Origin of the sequence: Arthrobacter sp. BL-252-APC-1A, assembly GCF_009696625.1 — a bacterium.
Classification (GTDB): Bacteria; Actinomycetota; Actinomycetes; order Actinomycetales; family Micrococcaceae; genus Arthrobacter_B.
Genome location: NZ_VULS01000008.1, coordinates 88,101 through 107,180 on the forward strand (window position 1 = coordinate 88,101; position 19,080 = coordinate 107,180).

Below are 19,080 nucleotides of genomic sequence, written 5' to 3' on the forward strand. Positions count from 1 at the left end.
GGACGCCCTTGAACCCCTTGTCTTACCGAGTAATCTCGGGAACATTCGTCTTCACACAGCACTTCCACCATGTCCATAAGGGCCTGGAAGCCAACGGAGGGAGCACATAGTCATGACCGACCTGCAGCACATTCGTGCGACGCTGGATCCATGGACTTACTGGTATCGCCTGCACTGACGATCCCCGCTGCCGAACTCGAGTGGCGGTTCTCCCGTTCGTCCGGCCCGGGCGGCCAGCACGTCAACACCACGGACAGCCGTGTAGCCCTGACCTGGAACGTTGCCGACTCGGCGGCTCTGTCCGAAGAGCAGCGGGCGAGACTCATGCACCGGTTGAAACACCGCCTGATTGCCGGAGCACTTGTTGTTACGGCTTCCGAACAGCGTTCCCAGCTGCGCAACCGGGAGACAGCCCTGGCCAAGCTCGCCGAGATGGTGGCCGACGGACTCGCACCCGGCCCTGCGACACGCCGCCGGACCAAACCCACCCGCGGTTCGAACTATCGGCGCCTTGATGCAAAAAAGCAGCGATCAGCAACAAAACAGCAGCGGCAGAAGCCCCCGAGGGACTAATGTCCTCTGGCCCACCGCAGGTTAAACAAGAGACGCCGCAGCAGGCTCCCAAGCCTGCTGCGGCGTCTCTTGAAAGAACGAGTCCGGGTACTAGAAGTCCCAGTCCTCGTCTTCGGTGTTCACGGCCTTGCCGATCACGTAGCTCGAGCCCGAGCCGGAGAAGAAGTCGTGGTTCTCATCCGCATTCGGGGACAGCGCCGAAAGGATAGCCGGGTTCACGTCCGTCAGGGTGGACGGGAACATGGCCTCGTAGCCCAGGTTCATCAGGGCCTTGTTGGCGTTGTAGTGCAGGAACTTCTTGACGTCCTCAGCCAGCCCGACGCCGTCGTACAGGTCGTGCGTGTACTGGACTTCGTTTTCGTACAGCTCGTACATGAGCTCGTACGTGTAGTCCTTCAGCTCCTGGCGGCGCTCCTCGGAAACAGTTTCCAGCCCGCGCTGGAACTTGTAGCCGATGTAGTAGCCGTGCACAGCCTCATCACGGATGATCAGGCGGATCAGGTCGGCCGTGTTTGTGAGCTTGGCCCGGGAAGACCAGTACATCGGCAGGTAGAAACCGGAGTAGAACAGGAAGGACTCCAGCAGGGTCGAGGCTACCTTGCGCTTCAGGGGATCATCGCCGCGGTAGTAGTCCGTGACGATGTGGGCTTTGCGCTGGAGGTTCTCGTTCTCCGTGGACCAGCGGAACGCCTCGTCAATCTCCTTGGTGGAAGCCAGGGTGGAGAAGATCGATGAGTAGCTCTTGGCGTGCACGGACTCCATGAACGCAATGTTCGTGTAGACCGCTTCCTCGTGCGGGGTGAGCGCATCGGGGATCAGGGAGACGGCACCAACGGTAGCCTGCACGGTGTCCAGCAGGGTCAGGCCCGTGAACACGCGCATGGTCAGCTGCTGCTCTTCGGGAGTCAGCGTGTTCCACGACTGGACGTCGTTGGACAGGGGCACCTTCTCAGGCAGCCAGAAGTTGTTCACCAGGCGGTTCCAGACTTCTACGTCCTTGTCGTCCTGGATGCGGTTCCAGTTGATCGCCTGCACTTGGTCGATCAGCTTAAGCTTCTCGGTCATTGTTTTCCTTGTCTTGAAGAAGTTGAAGATGGACGGCGGCTACAGCATGCAGCTGACGCAGCCCTCAACTTCGGTGCCTTCCAGGGCGAGCTGGCGCAGGCGGATGTAGTAGATGGTCTTGATGCCCTTGCGCCATGCGTAGATCTGCGCCTTGTTGATGTCACGCGTGGTGGCGGTGTCCTTGAAGAACAGCGTCAGGGACAGGCCCTGATCCACGTGCTGCGTGGCAGCGGCATAGGTGTCGATGATCTTCTCGTAGCCGATTTCGTACGCATCCTGGTAGTACTCCAGGTTGTCGTTGGTCAGGTACGGAGCCGGGTAGTAGACGCGCCCCAGCTTGCCTTCCTTGCGGATCTCAATCTTCGACGCCACCGGGTGAATGGAGGAGGTGGAGTTGTTGATGTAGGAGATCGAGCCGGTCGGCGGCACGGCCTGCAGGTTCTGGTTGTAGATGCCGTGTTCCATGACGGAGGCGCGCAGCGCAGCCCAGTCTGCCTGGGTGGGGATGTGCACGTTCTCGAACAGTTCCCGCACACGCTCGGTCTGCGGAACCCATTCGCCGTTCACGTACTTCTCGAAGAACTCGCCCGAGGCGTACTTGGACTTCTCGAAGCCGGCGAACGTACGGCCGGTTTCAATAGCCAGCAGGTTCGAGGCACGCACGGCGTGGTAAACGACCGTGTAGAAGTAGATGTTCGTGAAGTCGATGCCCTCAACGGATCCGTAGTGGACCCGCTCACGGGCCAGGTAACCGTGCAGGTTCATCTGGCCCAGGCCAATGGCGTGCGACTGGTCGTTGCCCTTGGCGATGGACGGAACCGAGCCGATGTGGCTCATGTCCGAGACAGCGGTCAGGGCGCGGATTGCGGTTTCGATGGTGCGGCCGAAGTCCGGGGAATCCATGGTCTTCGCAATGTTCAGCGAACCCAGGTTGCAGGAGATGTCCTTGCCGGTCTGGTCGTAGGAAAGGTCATCGTTGTACGTGGTGGGCTGGGAAACCTGGAGGATCTCCGAGCACAGGTTGGACATGATGATCTTGCCGTCGATCGGGTTTTCCCGGTTCACCGTGTCTTCGAACATGATGTACGGGTAGCCGGATTCGAACTGGATCTCGGCGAGGGTCTGGAAGAACTCGCGGGCCTTGATCTTGGTCTTCTTGATCCGGGAATCATCGACCATCTCGTAGTACTTCTCGGTGACCGAGACATCGGAGAACGGCATGCCGTAGACCTTTTCGACGTCGTACGGGGAGAAAAGGTACATGTCCTCATCCCGCTTGGCCAGCTCGAACGTGATGTCCGGGATGACGACGCCGAGGGAGAGGGTCTTGATACGGATCTTTTCGTCCGCGTTCTCGCGCTTGGTGTCCAGGAACCGGTTGATGTCCGGGTGGTGGGCGTGCAGGTACACGGCACCTGCGCCCTGGCGGGCACCGAGCTGGTTGGCGTAGGAGAAGGAATCTTCAAGAAGCTTCATCACGGGGATGACGCCGGAGGACTGGTTCTCGATCTGCTTGATCGGGGCACCGACCTCGCGGATGTTGGTCAGCGCGAAGGCGACGCCGCCGCCGCGCTTGGAGAGCTGCAGTGCGGAGTTGATGGAACGGCCGATCGACTCCATGTTGTCTTCGATGCGCAGCAGGAAGCAGGAGACCAGCTCGCCGCGCTGCTTCTTGCCGGCGTTCAGGAAGGTGGGGGTCGCCGGCTGGAAGCGGCCCTCGATGATTTCGTCCACCATCTGCTCTGCCAGCTGCTCGTTGCCGCGGGCCAGGTGCAGGGCAACCATGCACACACGGTCCTCGTAGCGCTCCAGGTAACGCTTGCCGTCGAAGGTCTTCAGCGTGTAGGAGGTGTAGAACTTGAAGGCGCCAAGGAAGGTCTCGAAGCGGAACTTCTTCTTGTACGCACGCTGGTACAGCTCACGGATGAAGTTCATGGAGTACTGGTCGAGGGTTTCCCGCTCGTAGTACTCGTTCTTGACCAGGTATTCCAGCTTCTCTTCCAGGTCGTGGAAGAACACGGTGTTGTTGTTAACGTGCTGAAGGAAGTACTGGCGTGCAGCCGCACGGTCGGCGTCGAACTGGATCTCACCGTTCTTGCCGTAGAGGTTCAGCATGGCGTTGAGCTCGTGATAGCCCAGGCCCTTGTAGGCTTCCGGCAGCTCCTTGGAGTCCGTCATGCCGGCTTCTGCGACTGATGTGTCCAAAACTCTTCCAATCCTTGGTTTACCTTGGCAACGTCCTCCGACGTGCCCATGAGTTCAAATCTGTAGAGAACGGGGACCTTGCATTTGACGGCAATAATGTCTGCCGCCAGGCAGTAGTTCTCCCCGAAGTTTGTATTGCCCGCTCCGATGACGCCGCGGATCAATGCCCGGTTGGCCTCAACGTTCAGGAACTTGATGACCTGCTTGGGTACTGCACCCTTCGCTGCCGCACCGGGCTGGGCCGCTGTCCCTCCGTAAGTCGGGAGCAGCAGCACGTAAGGCCGCTGCGCCAGGAGGGTGGGAGCGGAGGTCAGCAGGGGAATCCGGCTGGCCGGCCGTTCAAGTTTGTCAGCGAATTTTCCGGTGTATCCGGATGCGGAGGTGAAGTACACCAGGTCGTCATTCGTGACAGGGTTGCCGGGAGTCTGCAGTGCGCCGGTGCCTGTAGCGGCTCCGACTTCTGTAATCACGGATCCCAATGTCATGGCGTCCTGCTTCTTTGACAGCGGTTCTGGCTGTGTCTTCGTTTTACTGCGTCTTCTTTGCTGCGTTTGGTTCCGGTGGACGCACCTGCGTTTGGTGCGCCGTTCTGCTATGGGTCCCGGGTCCCGTTAAGAGAAGCGGCGGAACCGGATCTGTGGGTCCAGCAGGGAAGCCCGGCCGGCCCTTCCAGCTTTATTCAGGCTAGGCGACGGAGGTGACGCTGGCCTGTGCGAGTTCCTCGATCTTGTCCGGGCGGAAGCCGGACCAGGAGTCCTGCTCGGTGATGACTACGGGAGCCTGCATGTAGCCCAGCGCGCGGACCCGCTCAAGGGCCTCAGGGTCCTGGGACATGTCCACGCTCTGGTAGGCGATGCCCTTCTTGTCGAGCGCGCGGTAGGTGGCGTTGCACTGAACGCACGAAGGCTTGGTGTAAACCGTAACGGTCATGGTGGTCTCCCCTAGGTAATGCTGAAGTCTGTCCATTGATACTACATCCAGCCACTACATCTAGTGCGACACCGGATGCCCTACCCCAAGATGATGTATTACAAGTATGTCATTCGACACGTGCGTCGTCCACAGTTTCTGCACAGGCAGAGCCGTGAATTTTCGTGGATTTCCGCAGGGAAGAGCCCGGTTCTCCACAGCCTGTGGAGGCGGGATGCACAGCCTGTGGGGCTGGCTGAATGATCGCGTGTCGCACCCATTGGGCGTGTCGCGCGTAGTACCTGGCACCACTAGATATTGTGGTCGACGTCGATTCAGGGCACCAAGGATGGGAAAGGGGCGCCGCGATGGTCAATCCGATCCACCTCAAAACCCTGCTGGAAGTAATCCGCTGCGGCTCCTTTGCGGCGGCCGCCGTGCACCTGGGGTACACGGCCTCCGCCGTCTCACAGCAGATGTCCGCCCTTGAACGGGAAACCGGCACAACCCTCTTCGAGCGGTCGGCGCGTGCCGCCGTACCCACGGAAGCCGCCGTCGTGATGTCCCGCCATGCCGCCAAGGTACTAACGGACATGGATGCCCTGCTGGCAGCAGCGGCCCGCGCCGAGGCGGGCACCGGCCACGAGCTGCGGCTCGGCATCTTCCCCAGCCTTGCAACGTTCGCGCTGCCCCGGCTGGTGAACTCGCCGGACTGGAAAGACCTGGGCATCGACCTGAAGATTTTCGTGGCCGAACCCGGACAGACCATTCAGGGCCTGCGCGCCGGCGGGGAGCTCGACGTCGCGCTGGTGTTCCAGGTGGGGCAGGGAGGTCTGGCGTGGCCGGCCACGGTCAGCAGGCAGTGGCTCGGCGATGACAACTTCCGCGTCGTCCTGCCCGAGCGCTGGGGAATCCGCCCCGGCGCCAAAGTAAGCGCCGAACAGCTCTCGGACATGCCCTGGATCATGCACCACCCCGGCACACCGGACGCACTGGTGATTGAGCGGCTCTTCGCCAGCTGCAGCCTGCATCCGCGGGTCGCGGCCTACTGCGACGACTTCAACGCCAGCCTGGAGATGGCCTCGGCAGGCATTGGCGCCGCACTGGTCCCGGAACTGGCGATGCTGAACCACAGCCAGGGCGTCGTTGTACTGGACGTCCCTGAAATCCGGCTCGCCCGCAGTATCTTCGCCCTGCTGATCAACGAGCGGCAGGGCCCGCGGACGCGGGTCTTCCTGGACAGGCTGGCCGAGGTGCTGGAGGGCATCAGCATCTCCCCTGGTTCCTCCCGCCGCTGATCCACCGACGGGGCCATGTCTCTCCTTTGGGCAGCCTTGTCACTGTTGAGACCCGCAAGACCCTTCAGAGTGGCCCAGCCCGCAGAAATCGACGCCCCCGCCGGCCAGCAGGCATACTTGCGAGCATGGCTCTCCGAGGCAAGTCCCTGCCCAAACCGTCCATGGCGGCGGTCTCCAACCGGCTCACCGGCATGCTGCGCTACACCCGGTTCCAGCTGGCGGTGAAAGCGGCTGTAGCTGTCGGTATCGCCTGGACTCTCGCCCCGCTGGTGCCCGGGGTTGCCGCGGAGTACCCCTACTACGCTCCGCTGGGTGCCCTGGTCTGCATGTATCCCACGGTGGCTGGAACTGCGCGCGCCGGAATCCAGACCCTGATCGGTCTGGCCATCGGAATCGGGCTGGCGCTGATTGCGCTGCTCTTCGGCGGGCCAACCGTGTGGACGATTGCCCTGATCGTGGGGTTGGGCGTCCTGCTGGCAGGTATCCCCAATCTTGGTGCCGGCCGTGACTACCTCCCGGTGGCTGCACTGTTCGTGCTGGTCCTGGGCGGGGATGACGCTGACGGCTACTCCTACGGCTATGCCGTGCAGATGCTCGTCGGTGTGGTGGTGGGCCTGACGGTGAACGCTGTGCTCTATCCCCCGCTGCACCTGAACGGCGCCGTGGACGGGCTCGCCTCGCTGCGACTGTCCCTTGCCCGCCAGCTGAGAGAAATGGGAATGGCGGTTGGCGAATCCTGGCCGCCGGAGCACGAGGACTGGTCCAACCGGCGAACAGAGCTGATTTCCTTCAGCCGAGAGGTCCGGGAGGCAGTACAGCTGGCAGACTCCAGCCGGCACGGGAACCTGCGCCGCAGGCGGCACCAGCGTGATCTCAACGCAGATTTCCGGGCGCTCCGCGCCATGGAACGCGTCACCCTTTATGTGGAGGACATGACCGAGGTGCTGGCCACTGCCATCTGGACTTCTCCAGAGGAGACCCCCGTGCCCGGGACCGTGTCCGAGGCCCTGGAACGGGCCATGCTTGCTTCGGCCGAGGCAGTGGAAACCTGGGATGCGGACACTGAGGAATACGCCGAAGCGGTCCAGGCAGTGCAGGAACTGGTGACCACCATGAACGGGAACGCTTCCCCGGACACTCCGATGGATGCCACGGCTTCGCTCGCCATGAGCCTGCGGCGGATCATGCGCACCATCCGCACGGAAGAAGACCAGCCCTAGCGGACACCGCTATCCGGCGTCGGGCAGCAGACCCCTGTCCGTCAGCTGCCGTGCCATACCGGCGCCGTCGGGAGCATAGATCCAGGGAATATCCTGCGGTGTGGTTCCGCGCCCCGCGGACCGGCCGCCGGCCAGCACCGCCTCACTTGGGGAGAGTTCACGGATGGCCACAGCCCTGACATTCTGCGGGTGTTTGCGGCTGAAATCGGAGTAAATCGCTTCATCGTGCTGCCCGTTGTCCCCGATCAGCAGCCAGCTGATGTCCGGAAACTCCTTCGCCAGGCGTTCCAGCTGGGTGCGCTTGTGCTCGGGGCCGCTGCGGAACCAGCGGTCGCGGGTAGGGCCCCAGTCCGTGAGCAGCAGCGGACCAGCCGGATACAGGTTCCGGGTGATGAACCGGGTGAGCGTCGCGGCGACGTTCCACGCCCCCGTGGACAGGTAGAAGACCGGAGAGCCTTCGTTCTCCCGCACCAGGCGGTCCATCAGCACAGCCATGCCCGGGGTAGGTGTACGGGCATGCTCGTCGAGCACAAACGTATTCCAGGCGGCCAGCAGCGGACGCGGCAGGGCGGTAACCATGATGGTGTCGTCAATATCCGAAATGACGCCGGTTCGTGCTGCCGGATCCACGATGTAGACAGGTGACAGCACCGGCTCAGCGTCGGGTTCAGCTTCCGGAAGCAGGCTCACCGTCTGCCACCCCGGTGCCAGCGAAGCAGGAAGTACGACGTCGACGACTCCCCCGCGGTCCGCGGTCACCAGGTGTTTCTCGTCGCCGATCCGGACGCACACCACGGCATCATTGACCGGCGGGCTGATGAAGTTGCGCCATCCGCGCACACCGTCGCGCAGTGCCTGGACGGATCCGCTTGCGGGTGCTGACAGTTTTCCCGGCTTGGCCAGAACCACGCGGCCCAGGACACGGACCCAGGAATCGGATCCGTAGCCGGTAAACGGGAGAACTGTCTGCACTCCCCCGCGCTTGCTCGCAGCATTCATGCGGTACGTGTGGAACCGGTCCTCCAGCCGGGCGCCAATATGAATCGCCTGGTCCTTGGTCCGTTTCATTGCGGGCAGTCCGGGTACGGGTGTCGAAGGCATGCCCCCAGTCTCGCAGACACGGAGGAACTTGTGATCCACCCCTCTTTCCCGGCTGCCGGACGCAGCAGCAGACACGGCCGGCCCGGGCGGCAAAGGCGAAGGACGGCTCCCTGTCCAGGGAGCCGTCCTTCGATCGTGCTGCAGTCTTAGCTGTACTGGTCTACCTGTACTGAGCGCGGACGGGGCAATCGAACGGATCGCGGGCCGAGAGACCAACGCGGTTGAGGTAACGCACCACAATCGCGTAGGACTCGGTCAGGGAAGCCTCGGTGTACGGAATCTTGTGCTTGGCACAGTGTTCCTTGACGATTTCGCTGGCACGGGCCAGGTGGGGACGCGGCATGCTGGGGAACAGGTGGTGTTCAACCTGGTAGTTCAGGCCACCCATAAAGGTGTTCATGCCCCGGCCGCGGATGTTGCGCGAGGTCAGGACCTGGCGGCTGAGGAAATCAATCTTCGAGTCCCGTGGAATCAGCGGCATGCCCTTGTGGTTGGGTGCGAAGGAGGCACCCATGTACACACCAAAGACGCCGAGCTGGACGCCAAGGAACGCGAAAGCCATGCCAACTGGCAGGAAGAAGAACACCGCGGCCACGTAGAGACCCAGCCGGAGGAAGACCATGGTGATCTCCGTGTAGCGGCCCTTGACCTTGTTCTTGGAGAACAGGTGCTTGATGGACGTGGCATGCAGGTTGATGCCTTCGAGGAGCAGCAGGGGGAAGAACAGCCAGCCCTGGCGGCGGGTCAGCCATGCCATGAGGCCCTTGCGGGTCTCGGCCTGTTCAACCTGGAAAGAGATGGTATCCATCTCGATGTCCGGGTCTTTGCCCACAGTATTGGGGTTGGCGTGGTGCCTGCTGTGCTTGTTCATCCACCACTGGTAGCTAATGCCAACAACGGCGTTGGCGAGGAAACGGCCGGCCCGGTCATTCGCGGGACCGGATTCGAAAACCTGGCGGTGGGAAGCTTCGTGGGAAATAAAGGCAAGCTGCGTGAACAGGATGCCCAGTGCGGCGGCGATCAGGAGCTGGAACCAGCTCTCACCGATCAGGAAGAAGCCGGTGCCGGCAGCGATAAGGCCGGCACAGAGGAACACAAAGGTAGTGATGTAGAAAGCACGGCGCCGCTTGAGCAGCCCTTCGTCGCGGATGATCTTCAGCAGCGTTGAATAACTGCTGGTAACGGCATTCTCGCGGTTCCTGGTGGTACGTGGTTGTGCAGCAATGCTCATAAGCGCCTCTGGCTGGTCTATTCGACTTCCCAGCCGCGAAGGTAGAGCAAATGCTCAGTAGATGTGACAATCCTAACCCGATTTTCTGGCAATTCGCCGTGACCTTGCCGTAACAATGGGTTCTGCCCATCTCCGGACCGGTTCATCCGCCCCTGGTTGACCCGCTCTGCACCGCCAACGAGCATTGCACCAGGTACCGGTCCAATCCGCCGAGCAAACGGGAGCCGCAGTGATCAAAGTCCTGTCAATTGACGGCGGGGGCATCCGCGGGATCCTTCCCGCTACCTGGCTCATGAAGCTTGAGGAACTCACCGGCCGGCCCGCTGCCGAACTCTTCGATGTGGTGGTCGGGACTTCCACCGGCGGCATCCTGGCGCTCGGTCTGACGTGCCCTGCCGCCGGCGGAAAGGGCTACAGCGCAGAGGAGCTCCGAAACCTCTATGTGGACCACGGAGCGGAAATATTCTCCGGCTCGCCCTCAGCAGACGCCGGGTCCAGGGCAAGGTACTCCTCGGAGCCGCTGCGTGGATACCTTCAGCAGTACTTCGGCGAGCGGGCGCTCTCCGCGGCACTGAAACCGGTGGCGGTGGTTACCGTGGACCTGGCGCATTTCACCGGTCTGCTCTTCAGCGGCGGCGGCCTGGACCAGGATCCCCTTGGCGACGCCCCGATGGCACTTGCTGCCCTGGCGACGTCGTCCGCTCCCACGTATTTCGAGCCGGTTCCCTACACGGAACCGGACGGGACCCGGCGGACACTGGTGGACGGCGGACTGGCAGCCAACGATCCCGCTTTCGTCGGGTTGACCATTGCCCTGGTGCAGCAGCGGACCGTCAGGCCAGGGGAAGAGATCCTGCTGGTCTCATTGGGTACTGGTGAACAGTCCGGCGGAGGCTCGCTGGAGCCAAGCGCCGTGTCCCAGCTCGCCCATCCCGACCAGCTTGCCATTCTTGAACCGGTGATCGAATCGCTCTACGGCGCGCCGGGCAGGCTCGCCCGCCGGCTGCTCAGCCTTAGTCTGGGCGAGCGGTACCAGCGCCTGCAAACGGAACTGCTTCCCGGAGTGGACCACGCCCTGGACAACGCCACGCCGGCGAACATCGCCGGCCTGCTCCGGACTGCTGAAGCGTTCCTTGCAGCTGAGAGCGGCCGGCTGGAGGATCTGGCAGCCAAACTCACCAGTTGACATTGACGCAGCGTCAACCCGTAGCGTGAAAGACATGAGAAGCACTGAGTCCGGGGAACAGCACCGGGAATTCTCTGTCCAGGACGTTGCCCGGCTCGCCGGCGTCTCCAGCAGGACCCTGCGCCACTATGACGCAATCGGCCTGCTGAAGCCATCCCGCACCGGCGCCAACGGCTACCGCTATTACGGAAGCCGTTCCCTGGTTCGTCTGCAGCGCATCCTGCTCCTGCGGCAGCTGGGCCTGGGACTGCCGGAGATCGCGGAGGTCCTGGAACGCGGGGACAACCCGGCCGAAGCGCTGCGGACCCATTTGGTCTGGCTGGAAAAGGAACAGGACCGCCTGGGCCGGCAGCTCGCCTCGGTGCGGCGCACAATCACTGCTTTGGAGAAAGGGCAGGACATCATGGCTGAGAACACCTTCGACGGATTCGACCACACCCAATACCGGGAAGAGGTTGAGCAGAAGTGGGGCAAAGAGGCATACGCACGTTCAGATGAATGGTGGAAGGGCATGGACGACGGCGAGCGCGCTGCCTGGCAGGAGGAAACAGCCGAGCTGGGCCGGGCCTGGGCGGAAGCTGCAGCCCAGGGCACGGATCCCACCGGCCCCGCTGCCCAGGGGCTTGCTGCCCGGCACGTGGACTGGCTGCGGAGCGTGCCCGGCGCGCCAACCGGCCCGGAGAGCCTGCCAGGGTACGTGAAGAGCCTGGCCGAAATGTACGTGGCTGATCCGCGTTTCGCTGCCAACTACGGCGGGGCGGACGGTGCGGCCTTTGTACGTGAGGCACTGCTGGCCTATGCGGACGGAAAGCTGGCCGGCTAGTTCCCGCCCACGAAAGCCACACCCCGCTCTCCTCCGCCGGGTAACGGCTGCAGCCCGAGGTCTGTGGCTAGTATCCATGCATGAGGCATACCGACCGTTCCCGTGAAGAGTCCGGCAGTCCGGGAGATCGCGCTGTTGTCCTGGATCTTGGAGTGCCTGCCCGTGGCACGGCATGGCGGAGCCCCGGGGAGTACTGGGAAGGGCTGGGGCGCGCAGCCGCCCAGCTGCCGGCTCCCGCCGCGGTGCTGGACCTGGACGCGCTGCGGTGGAATACACAGGACATGGTGCGCAGGGCCGGGGGTGTTCCGCTGCGTGTCGCGAGCAAATCCATCCGGGTGCGGGCCGTACTGGAGGCTCTCCTGCGGGTTCCCGGCTTTGCCGGGGTCTTTGCGTTCACGCTTCCGGAGGCGCTTTGGCTCGCAGACCGCTGCAGCGACGTCATGGTGGGATACCCAAGTGTTGACCGGCGCGCCCTGGCGCGGCTGCTGAACGACGACGCCCTGGCCGCCAGGATCACCCTCATGATCGACGACGCGTCACAGCTGGACCTGATCGACTCGATTGTCCCGGCGGTCCGCCGTCTACCGTTGCGCGTCTGCCTGGACGCCGACGCTTCCTGGCAGGCGCCGCTGCTGGGATTCATCGGAACGCGCCGTTCTCCCCTGCACAGCCTCCAAGACGCACTCATGCTGGGCCGGCACATAGCTGCCCGTCCGGGATTCCGGCTGGTAGGCCTGATGATGTACGAAGGCCAGGTTGCCGGTGTTGGAGACAACGTTCCCGGCGCAGGGCCGATGAACCGGGTCATGCGCTGGGTACAGCGCCGCTCCATGGCCGAACTCACCGAACGCCGCGGTGCCATTGTGCATGGTCTGCGCGAAGCAACAGACCTGGAATTCGTCAATGGCGGCGGGACCGGTTCAATTGAGGCAACAGCAGCTGACCCCGCGGTCACCGAGATTACGGCAGGCTCCGGTTTGTTTGCCGGGCACCTCTTCGATAACTACCGGGCCTTCTCCCCCGCTCCGGCGGCTGCCGTCGCACTGGATGTTGTCCGCCGGCCGGCGCCTGGAATTGCAACTGCTCTGGGAGGGGGCTGGATTGCCTCCGGCCCGCCCGGGCATAGCCGGGAGCCGCAGGTGGCATGGCCGCCCGGGCTCCGCCTGCTGCCCAGGGAAGGGGCCGGTGAGGTCCAGACCCCGCTGGCGGGAGCAGCCGCAGCAGCACTGCGTCCCGGAGACAGAGTCTGGCTTCGCCATGCCAAGAGCGGGGAGCTCTCCGAGAGAGTCAACGAATTCCACGTGGTGAACGGCGGCGCTGTGACCGCCACGGTGCCGACCTACCGCGGTGAGGGAAAGGCATTCCTGTGAGGGCCCAGCCGGCACGCCAGGCGTCCATCGACCGGTACAGCTGGCAGAACTGGGCGCGGACAGTCCGCGTCCGTCCCTTTCAGGTCCACGCCCCGGCGTCCGTTGCCGACCTGCAGCGCGCTGTGGCCGACGCCGCTGCGGCGGGTCTGCGGGTCAAGGCCGTGGGTGCAGGGCACTCATTCACTGCCATAGCCGAAGCCCCGGAAGTGCTTTTGGACCTCAGCCGGCTGCAGGGCCTGCTGCGGGCGGATCCGGCCACGGGGCAGGCCACGTTTCTGGCCGGCACCCGCCTCCATGCGGTTCCCGGCCTGCTCGCGCCGTACGGGCTTGCGATGGCAAACCTGGGCGACATTGACCGCCAATCCATTGCCGGCGCCATCTCCACCGGCACCCACGGCACCGGTGCAGGCTACGGCGGCCTCTCGGCGCAGGTTGCCGGGCTGGTGCTTATCCAGCCCGACGGCGGCAGGCTCACGCTGGACAGCGGGGATCCGCTGCTTGCCGCTGCTGCCCTTGGACTGGGCGCACTCGGCGTCATCGCGGAGGTCACGCTCCAATGCGTACCGGCCTTCCTGCTGCGGGCCGAGGAACGTTCCGAACCGCTTGAAACCGTACTCGCGGATCTTGCTGACCGGGTAAAGGCTGCCGACCACTTTGAGTTCTATTGGTTTCCCCACACCGGGCGGGCAGCGACAAAGACCAACACCAGACTTCCGTGGACCTCGATTAGAGCACCGTTGCCGCCGCTGCGGCGATGGGTCGATGAGTCCCTGCTCTCCAACACGGTGTTCCGGGCAACCTGCGCGGCGGGTACTGTCATTCCGGCTCTGGTCCCGGCAGTGAACCGCGCCGCCGCAGCTGCCCTGGGCGGCCGCGAATACACGGATGAATCCCCGCGGGTCTTTGCCCAGCGGCGCACGGTGCGCTTCCGGGAAATGGAATATTCAGTACCCGCCGGCTCACTCGAGCGCGCTTTCGGCGCCCTGCAGGAGGTCTTGGCAGAAAACCCGGGCTGGCGTGTGTCTTTCCCCGTGGAAGTCCGCTGGGCACCGGCAGACGACCGTTGGCTCTCCACTGCCTACGGCCGTGACTGCGCCTACATAGCGGTCCACCGCTACTACCGCGAAGACCCGGCAGACTATTTCGCCGCCGTCGAGCAGGTGATGCTGGCGCACGGCGGGCGCCCCCACTGGGGCAAGGAACACAGTCTGGAGGCAGACACCCTGGCCGAACGTTATCCGCGTTTTGCCGATTTCCAGGCCGTGCGCAACCAACTGGACCCGGACCGGGTCTTTACCAACGCTTACCTGGACCGGGTGCTCGGAGCCTGAACCCTGAGCGGACGAGCACTGCAGTTCCTTAGTGCGGTGCCGGTGATTCCGCGGGCGCCCCGGCTGCATCCAGTGCGGGACGGCGGACCAGGAAGGACACTGCAAGCGCGCCCAGGGATACTACCGCTCCCCAGAAGAAGGCCGTGTGCACTCCCGCCGCAGCCGCAGGCACCGCCGCCGCACCTTCACTGAGCGCCGAAGCAGTTCCAGTGGTCATGAGCGTGATGAACACTGCCGTTCCGGCAGCTCCGGCGAGCTGCTGCAGGGTGTTGAGGATCGCACTTCCGTGGGAGTACAGGGAACGGTGCAGGGATCCAAGGGAAGAGGTGAACAGCGGCGTGAAGATGAAGCCGAGTCCGGCATTGAGCAGGCAGTGCAGGGCAATCACGAGGGCCACCGGTGTGTCCTGGTCCAGCAGGGTCATGCCCCACAGGGCCGTGCTGAGCACCAGTGCGCCTGGAACCACCAGGGGACGCGGGCCCACACGGTCATAGAGTCTGCCCACGATCGGGGAGAGAATGGCCATCACGACGCCGCCGGGCAGCAGCAGCAGCCCCGTATTCAGCGCGCTGAGGCCCAGCACGTTCTGCAGGTACAGCGGCAGCACAATGAGGCAGCCGAACAGTGCCATCATGCTGATCAGCACCATGATGATCGCTACGACAAAGGGCCTGCTGGCAAAGGTCCGCAGATCCATCAGCGCCCGGTCGGTTCGCTGCAGGAACAGCTGCCGGGCCACAAACGCCGCCAGGGCTGCTGCACCAACGGCCAGCGGGATCCATACCGGCATGGGCGCCTCGCCTGCGGCGGCCTCGCCAATGCTGCTGAGTCCGAAGATCAGGCCGCCGAAAGCAAGCGTGGACAGCAGGATGGAAAGGATGTCGAAGGGCGTCCGCCGGGTCTCAGTGAGGTTCTGCACCTTCAGCGCTCCCAGAACCAGCGCGAGCAGTGCGATGGGCAGGACCAGCCAGAACATCCACCGCCAGTCCAGCACGCTGAGGATCAGCCCGGACACGGTGGGCCCAATCGCCGGCGCCACGGCAATGACAATCGAGATGGTGCCCATGATGCTTCCGCGCCGGTGTGCCGGGACCGTGTTCAGCACCGTGGTCATCAGCAGCGGAATCATGATCGCCGTTCCGCTGGCCTGGATGATGCGGCCGGCAAGAAGAGTCTCAAAGCCGGGGGCGAGTGCAGCGACGAGCGTGCCGGTGCTGAACAGGGACATGGCGGCGAGGAACAGTGCGCGCATGCTGAACCGCTGGAGCAGGAAGCCGGTGGCCGGAATGACCACGGCCATCGTAAGCATAAAGCCGGTAGTGAGCCACTGGGCGGTGGCTGCGCTGATGTCCAGGTCCGCCATCAGGCGCGGCAGGGCCACACTCATGATGGTCTCGTTCAGGATCACCACGAAGGAAGAGACCAGCAAAAGCCCGATCACTGTCTTGGTCCGTGCATCCAGGCGGTCCGGGGCGGGTCTGTCCGCCGCCGGCGTGAGCGGCGTCGGGACAGGGCGGGCTTCAGTACTCAAGGTGGGGAATTCCTCTTCAAGGGTCGTCGTCGCTGGCGGGCGCTGCCCGGGGCAGCGTCAGGAAGGTGGAGCGCAGAAGCCGGCAGTCGCCGGACCGTTCTGGTCGATGCTCCTCATCGGTAACGCCCGTACCACAGTGTTTCATTCCTGACCCACCCCGTACCTGCAAATGCGGGTTTGTGCGGGTCGGCGCAGGTGGGAGCTGCATTAGCCATAGGATGCTCAGAAACCGACCAAGGAGAAGCTGTGTCCACTGCGCCTGCCCATCACCGGGTTTCGATCCTTCCACGCGACTGGTGGTGGGGTTTCGTCCCGTTTACTGCGCTGTCCGTGGTGCACGTGGCAGCGCGGGCGGTGGAGGCAGACTGGCTTGCCGCGCCCACGAAGCTGACGCTCATGCCGCTGCTGGCGGTGGCTGCCCTCTGGGGAATGCGGAAACTCCGGTTCGGTGCCCCCGCAGCACTGATCCTGGCGGCACTCTTCTTCTCCTGGATCGGCGACGGCGCTGCGACGTTCCTGCCGCAGCTGCCGGAGCTGCCGGTGATGCTGGGAAGCTTCGGCATTGCACATCTGTGCTACATCCGGCTGTTCTGGAAATACGCCGCGCTGGGCCGTTTCCCGCGCTGGGCGCTCGTCTTCCCGGTCTGGTGGGTACTTATGCTGGTGCTCCTGTGGCCTGCGCTGGGCAGCCTGGCAATCGCCGTCGCGCTGTACGGCCTGGTCCTCGGCGGGACCGCCGCCACCGCGGCACGCTGCAACCCGGTGATCGCTGCCGGAGGTGTCTTGTTCCTGGCTTCGGACACCATCCTGGCGTTCCGTATTTTCATGCCCGAATCGATGCCGGATATCACCAGCGCCCTGGTTATGCTGACCTACTGCGCCGGACAGGGGCTGATCATCGCCGGATATTTGCGCGGGAGCGTCCCGGGGAAGCCCGTTTCCAGGGGCTAGTTCTCCAGCAGGGCGCGGAACGTCCCGGAGCCGAGCACCGACGCTCCGGCCCGCAGGCAGCGGTTGGTGAGTTCCTGGTCGCTGGTCGCGACCGTTACCCGGCGGCCCCGGCCCAGGAGCTCCTGCGCTTCGGCCAGGACGGCGTCGTCGCCCGAACCGTCGGCACGGATGATCCGCAGCGAAGCCGGATGCTCCCCCGGATCAGCCGAACGTGCCTGGCCTTCCAGGACCGCGGCAATCTCCGGATACCAGCAGTCCGCAGGCAAGCCCAGGACCCCGGCGGGAACCCCGGTAAGGCTGAGCCGTCCCATGGCAGCGAGCAGGCGGCCGGCAGCACCGGCCCGGTCTTTCCACCAGCCGTCGGGGACGACTCCCAGGACATTGGCGGTATCAACCACCAGCGCAGGGCGCGTATCCAGCAGCGGCCGCAGGCGCTGCCAGGCATCCGCAAACGCCGGGTGCAGCGGCAGCCGTTCCACCTCAGCCGGCGCCACCCAGGCGAGTTCGTTGCTTTCCTCGTCGCTGATCACGGGGGTGAAGGGTGCCGTGACATCTGCGATGACCGTCGCGTAAGACCAGATCTCCAGGTCAAGGATGCTTATAAACCGTGGCCGGACTGACTTCGGCGGGACGCCTGCTTCCTCAGCAGATTCGCGGAGCGCTGCACTCATGGCCGACTCACCCTCGTGGCGGGCCCCGCCCGGCAGGGCCCAGGTGCCCCCGTGGTGGCTCCACGAAACGCGGTGCTGGAGCAGGATCCCGCGCCCTGGATCATAGGCGAGCAGGCCTGCGGCGCCGAAACGGCCCCAGTACCGCTGGCCGTCCGGTGCAACCACCCAGGCGTCACCGGGATCGCGCGGCCCATGCGGGCGTCGTGGCTCTCCGGGAGCCGGCGGTTCAATCCTCACGTCCCCTACCATGCCATATCCACTCGCAGGCCCCGGGAACCAGTGCCGTCCCGGCGCCTGGCTGCAGCCGCCGGGCTAGACTGCGCGGAAGCGGCTTTGCCCTCCAAACCGGGTGCCCGCAGGAAAGGAGGCAGCGATGACGTCCAGAATCGTAGTGTTTGGTGCTACCGGGTATACCGGCAGACTCGTCGTCGAGTCCCTGCTGGCAAAAGGCCAGCGCCCCCTGCTTGCCGGCCGCAGCCACACCGGCCTGCAGGCCCTGGCTGACCCGCACGGCCTCCCGTTCCAGACTGCCGACGTCACGGACCCGGACACCGTACGGGCGCTGGTGGACCCCGGCGACGTGCTGGTGTCCACGGTGGGTCCGTTCAGCCGCTTTGGCCATGCCGCGGCCGCAGCTGCCGCTGAGGTTGGGGCGCACTACCTGGATTCCACGGGTGAAGTCGACTTTGTCCAGGAGGTGCGCCGGCGTTATTCGGCACAGGCTGCCGGCAATGGTGCCACCATGGTCCCCGCCTTCGGATACGACTACGTTCCCGGCACCCTGGCGGGGGCCGTCGCTGCCGAGCGTGCCGGTACTGCGGCCGGGAGGCTGAGCATCGGCTATTTCACGGTTGGTTCCCTGCGCCGGGGCATTAGCGGCGGAACGCGGGCGACGCTCGCTGAAGGCCTGGCACTGCCGGCGGCTGTCTGGCGCGCCGGTTCCCTCCAGTACACAAGGATGGCCAGCCGGACACATGCCTTCCGTATCCACGGCCGGGTGAGGCGGGCCTTCCTCGCAACCGGCACCGAAGTGCTGTTCCTGCCCGAGGCCTTCGCGGATCTTGGGGCCGTCGAGGTATATAACGGCTGGTTCCCCGCCCTGAGCCGCATTGCCGGTCCCCTCACCTGGGTGACCCAGAAGCTGGAACGTGTGCCTGCTGGAAAGAGAATGCTCGCCGCTGCTGCCAAACAGGCAGGCGGCTCAGGCGGCGGACCGGACGCGCAGGAACGTTCCAAATCCCTGAGCCACGCGGTAGCAGAGCTCGACGGACAGGACGGCAGGCCTGCCGTTGAGGTTCATGTCCAGGGGCCGAACGTCTATACGCTGACCGGTGAACTGCTGGCAGAGGGGGCAATGGCGCTGCAGCAGGGGAAGGCAGTCGGCAGCGGTGTCCTGGGCCCGGTCCAGGCCTTCGGGCTCGAAGGCCTCACGACTCTCTGTGCCTCAGCCGGACTCACGCTGGCCAGCGACTAGAGGTGGCCATTAACAAGAAATACCCCGGTCTGCAGACCGGGGTATTTCTGGAATTGGTGGAGCTGAGGGGACTCGAACCCCTGACCCCCTGCATGCCATGCAGGTGCGCTACCAGCTGCGCCACAGCCCCAATTCAGTTTG

General features: G+C 64.3%; 17 protein-coding genes and 1 tRNA gene. 9 read left to right on the forward strand and 9 right to left on the reverse strand.

Going from position 1 to position 19,080, the window contains the following annotated elements; genetic code table 11:
- Positions 1 to 150: 150 nt before the first annotated feature.
- Positions 151 to 573 (forward strand): alternative ribosome rescue aminoacyl-tRNA hydrolase ArfB, encoded by a 423-nt coding sequence (gene arfB, locus FYJ28_RS12785; RefSeq protein ID WP_055240900.1) that lies wholly within the window; start codon positions 151 to 153, stop codon positions 571 to 573.
- Between the two features lie 90 nt (positions 574 to 663).
- Here arfB and nrdF read toward each other — a convergent pair whose 3' ends face one another.
- From nrdF to nrdH, 4 genes are all read right to left on the reverse strand, one after another.
- Positions 664 to 1,638 carry a class 1b ribonucleoside-diphosphate reductase subunit beta gene (gene nrdF, locus FYJ28_RS12790; protein ID WP_055240899.1) on the reverse strand — a complete coding sequence of 325 codons (975 nt, stop codon included), beginning with the start codon at positions 1,636 to 1,638 and terminating at the stop codon, positions 664 to 666.
- Between the two features lie 39 nt (positions 1,639 to 1,677).
- Positions 1,678 to 3,816, reverse strand: a complete 2,139-nt coding sequence (nrdE, locus tag FYJ28_RS12795) for a class 1b ribonucleoside-diphosphate reductase subunit alpha (protein WP_195840679.1) — start codon at positions 3,814 to 3,816, stop codon at positions 1,678 to 1,680.
- On the reverse strand, positions 3,813 to 4,328 hold the full coding sequence (nrdI, locus tag FYJ28_RS12800) for a class Ib ribonucleoside-diphosphate reductase assembly flavoprotein NrdI (protein WP_154579548.1): 516 nt from the start codon (positions 4,326 to 4,328) through the stop codon (positions 3,813 to 3,815). The genes nrdE and nrdI overlap by 4 nt, the downstream gene beginning before the upstream one ends.
- A gap of 199 nt (positions 4,329 to 4,527) precedes the next feature.
- Positions 4,528 to 4,773 carry a glutaredoxin-like protein NrdH gene (gene nrdH, locus FYJ28_RS12805; protein ID WP_055240898.1) on the reverse strand — a complete coding sequence of 82 codons (246 nt, stop codon included), beginning with the start codon at positions 4,771 to 4,773 and terminating at the stop codon, positions 4,528 to 4,530.
- A 347-nt stretch (positions 4,774 to 5,120) separates the two neighbouring features.
- Here nrdH and FYJ28_RS12810 point away from each other — a divergent pair, with 347 nt between their 5' ends.
- Both FYJ28_RS12810 and FYJ28_RS12815 read left to right on the forward strand, forming a co-directional pair.
- The gene (locus tag FYJ28_RS12810) at positions 5,121 to 6,050 is read left to right on the forward strand and encodes a LysR family transcriptional regulator (RefSeq protein ID WP_055240897.1); all 930 of its coding nucleotides are present in this window, start codon (positions 5,121 to 5,123) and stop codon (positions 6,048 to 6,050) included.
- Positions 6,051 to 6,175: 125 nt separating this feature from the next.
- Positions 6,176 to 7,270, forward strand: coding sequence for an FUSC family protein (locus FYJ28_RS12815; protein WP_154579549.1), 1,095 nt, complete (start codon positions 6,176 to 6,178; stop codon positions 7,268 to 7,270).
- Positions 7,271 to 7,279: 9 nt separating this feature from the next.
- On the opposite strand, the gene FYJ28_RS12820 is transcribed toward FYJ28_RS12815, so the two are convergent.
- The gene (locus FYJ28_RS12820) at positions 7,280 to 8,371 is read right to left on the reverse strand and encodes an App1 family protein (protein WP_154579550.1); all 1,092 of its coding nucleotides are present in this window, start codon (positions 8,369 to 8,371) and stop codon (positions 7,280 to 7,282) included.
- A 160-nt stretch (positions 8,372 to 8,531) separates the two neighbouring features.
- Positions 8,532 to 9,602 (reverse strand): fatty acid desaturase family protein, encoded by a 1,071-nt coding sequence (locus tag FYJ28_RS12825; protein WP_154579551.1) that lies wholly within the window; start codon positions 9,600 to 9,602, stop codon positions 8,532 to 8,534.
- A gap of 229 nt (positions 9,603 to 9,831) precedes the next feature.
- On the opposite strand from FYJ28_RS12825, the gene FYJ28_RS12830 reads away from it, so the two are divergent.
- The 4 genes from FYJ28_RS12830 to FYJ28_RS12845 all read left to right on the forward strand — a co-directional run bounded on the left by FYJ28_RS12830 (position 9,832) and on the right by FYJ28_RS12845 (position 14,312).
- The gene (locus FYJ28_RS12830; RefSeq protein WP_195840671.1) at positions 9,832 to 10,788 is read left to right on the forward strand and encodes a patatin-like phospholipase family protein; all 957 of its coding nucleotides are present in this window, start codon (positions 9,832 to 9,834) and stop codon (positions 10,786 to 10,788) included.
- Positions 10,789 to 10,822: 34 nt separating this feature from the next.
- Positions 10,823 to 11,611: a MerR family transcriptional regulator gene (locus tag FYJ28_RS12835; RefSeq protein WP_154579553.1), complete on the forward strand. Its 789-nt coding sequence runs from the start codon at positions 10,823 to 10,825 to the stop codon at positions 11,609 to 11,611.
- An 80-nt stretch (positions 11,612 to 11,691) separates the two neighbouring features.
- On the forward strand, positions 11,692 to 12,981 hold the full coding sequence (locus FYJ28_RS12840; RefSeq protein ID WP_154579554.1) for an amino acid deaminase/aldolase: 1,290 nt from the start codon (positions 11,692 to 11,694) through the stop codon (positions 12,979 to 12,981).
- Positions 12,978 to 14,312: a D-arabinono-1,4-lactone oxidase gene (locus tag FYJ28_RS12845; protein ID WP_326831699.1), complete on the forward strand. Its 1,335-nt coding sequence runs from the start codon at positions 12,978 to 12,980 to the stop codon at positions 14,310 to 14,312. The genes FYJ28_RS12840 and FYJ28_RS12845 overlap by 4 nt, the downstream gene beginning before the upstream one ends.
- A gap of 28 nt (positions 14,313 to 14,340) precedes the next feature.
- On the opposite strand, the gene FYJ28_RS12850 is transcribed toward FYJ28_RS12845, so the two are convergent.
- A complete protein-coding gene (locus FYJ28_RS12850; protein WP_195840672.1) occupies positions 14,341 to 15,843 on the reverse strand; it encodes an MDR family MFS transporter in 1,503 nt (500 codons plus the stop codon).
- A 246-nt stretch (positions 15,844 to 16,089) separates the two neighbouring features.
- Between FYJ28_RS12850 and FYJ28_RS12855 the strand changes: the two genes are divergently transcribed.
- Positions 16,090 to 16,794 carry a lysoplasmalogenase gene (locus FYJ28_RS12855; protein ID WP_235472065.1) on the forward strand — a complete coding sequence of 235 codons (705 nt, stop codon included), beginning with the start codon at positions 16,090 to 16,092 and terminating at the stop codon, positions 16,792 to 16,794.
- Here the strand turns inward: FYJ28_RS12855 and FYJ28_RS12860 are convergent.
- Positions 16,791 to 17,702 carry an NUDIX domain-containing protein gene (locus FYJ28_RS12860; protein ID WP_055242169.1) on the reverse strand — a complete coding sequence of 304 codons (912 nt, stop codon included), beginning with the start codon at positions 17,700 to 17,702 and terminating at the stop codon, positions 16,791 to 16,793. The genes FYJ28_RS12855 and FYJ28_RS12860 overlap by 4 nt on opposite strands.
- 136 nt (positions 17,703 to 17,838) lie before the next feature.
- On the opposite strand from FYJ28_RS12860, the gene FYJ28_RS12865 reads away from it, so the two are divergent.
- Positions 17,839 to 18,939, forward strand: coding sequence for a saccharopine dehydrogenase family protein (locus FYJ28_RS12865; protein WP_154579556.1), 1,101 nt, complete (start codon positions 17,839 to 17,841; stop codon positions 18,937 to 18,939).
- A 54-nt stretch (positions 18,940 to 18,993) separates the two neighbouring features.
- Here the strand turns inward: FYJ28_RS12865 and FYJ28_RS12870 are convergent.
- A tRNA-Ala gene (locus FYJ28_RS12870) sits at positions 18,994 to 19,069 on the reverse strand.
- Between the last annotated feature and the right edge of the window lie 11 nt (positions 19,070 to 19,080).

What these genes read in the sequence shown, in the direction of transcription:
- arfB (WP_055240900.1), top strand. Translation starts at nt 151, where the DNA reads ATGGACTTACTGGTATCGCCTGCACTGACGATCCCCGCTGCCGAACTC.
- nrdF (WP_055240899.1), bottom strand. Translation starts at nt 1,638, where the DNA reads ATGACCGAGAAGCTTAAGCTGATCGACCAAGTGCAGGCGATCAACTGG.
- nrdE (WP_195840679.1), bottom strand. Translation starts at nt 3,816, where the DNA reads ATGACGGACTCCAAGGAGCTGCCGGAAGCCTACAAGGGCCTGGGCTAT.
- nrdI (WP_154579548.1), bottom strand. Translation starts at nt 4,328, where the DNA reads ATGACATTGGGATCCGTGATTACAGAAGTCGGAGCCGCTACAGGCACC.
- nrdH (WP_055240898.1), bottom strand. Translation starts at nt 4,773, where the DNA reads ATGACCGTTACGGTTTACACCAAGCCTTCGTGCGTTCAGTGCAACGCC.
- FYJ28_RS12810 (WP_055240897.1), top strand. Translation starts at nt 5,121, where the DNA reads ATGGTCAATCCGATCCACCTCAAAACCCTGCTGGAAGTAATCCGCTGC.
- FYJ28_RS12815 (WP_154579549.1), top strand. Translation starts at nt 6,176, where the DNA reads ATGGCTCTCCGAGGCAAGTCCCTGCCCAAACCGTCCATGGCGGCGGTC.
- FYJ28_RS12820 (WP_154579550.1), bottom strand. Translation starts at nt 8,371, where the DNA reads ATGCCTTCGACACCCGTACCCGGACTGCCCGCAATGAAACGGACCAAG.
- FYJ28_RS12825 (WP_154579551.1), bottom strand. Translation starts at nt 9,602, where the DNA reads ATGAGCATTGCTGCACAACCACGTACCACCAGGAACCGCGAGAATGCC.
- FYJ28_RS12835 (WP_154579553.1), top strand. Translation starts at nt 10,823, where the DNA reads ATGAGAAGCACTGAGTCCGGGGAACAGCACCGGGAATTCTCTGTCCAG.
- FYJ28_RS12840 (WP_154579554.1), top strand. Translation starts at nt 11,692, where the DNA reads ATGAGGCATACCGACCGTTCCCGTGAAGAGTCCGGCAGTCCGGGAGAT.
- FYJ28_RS12865 (WP_154579556.1), top strand. Translation starts at nt 17,839, where the DNA reads ATGACGTCCAGAATCGTAGTGTTTGGTGCTACCGGGTATACCGGCAGA.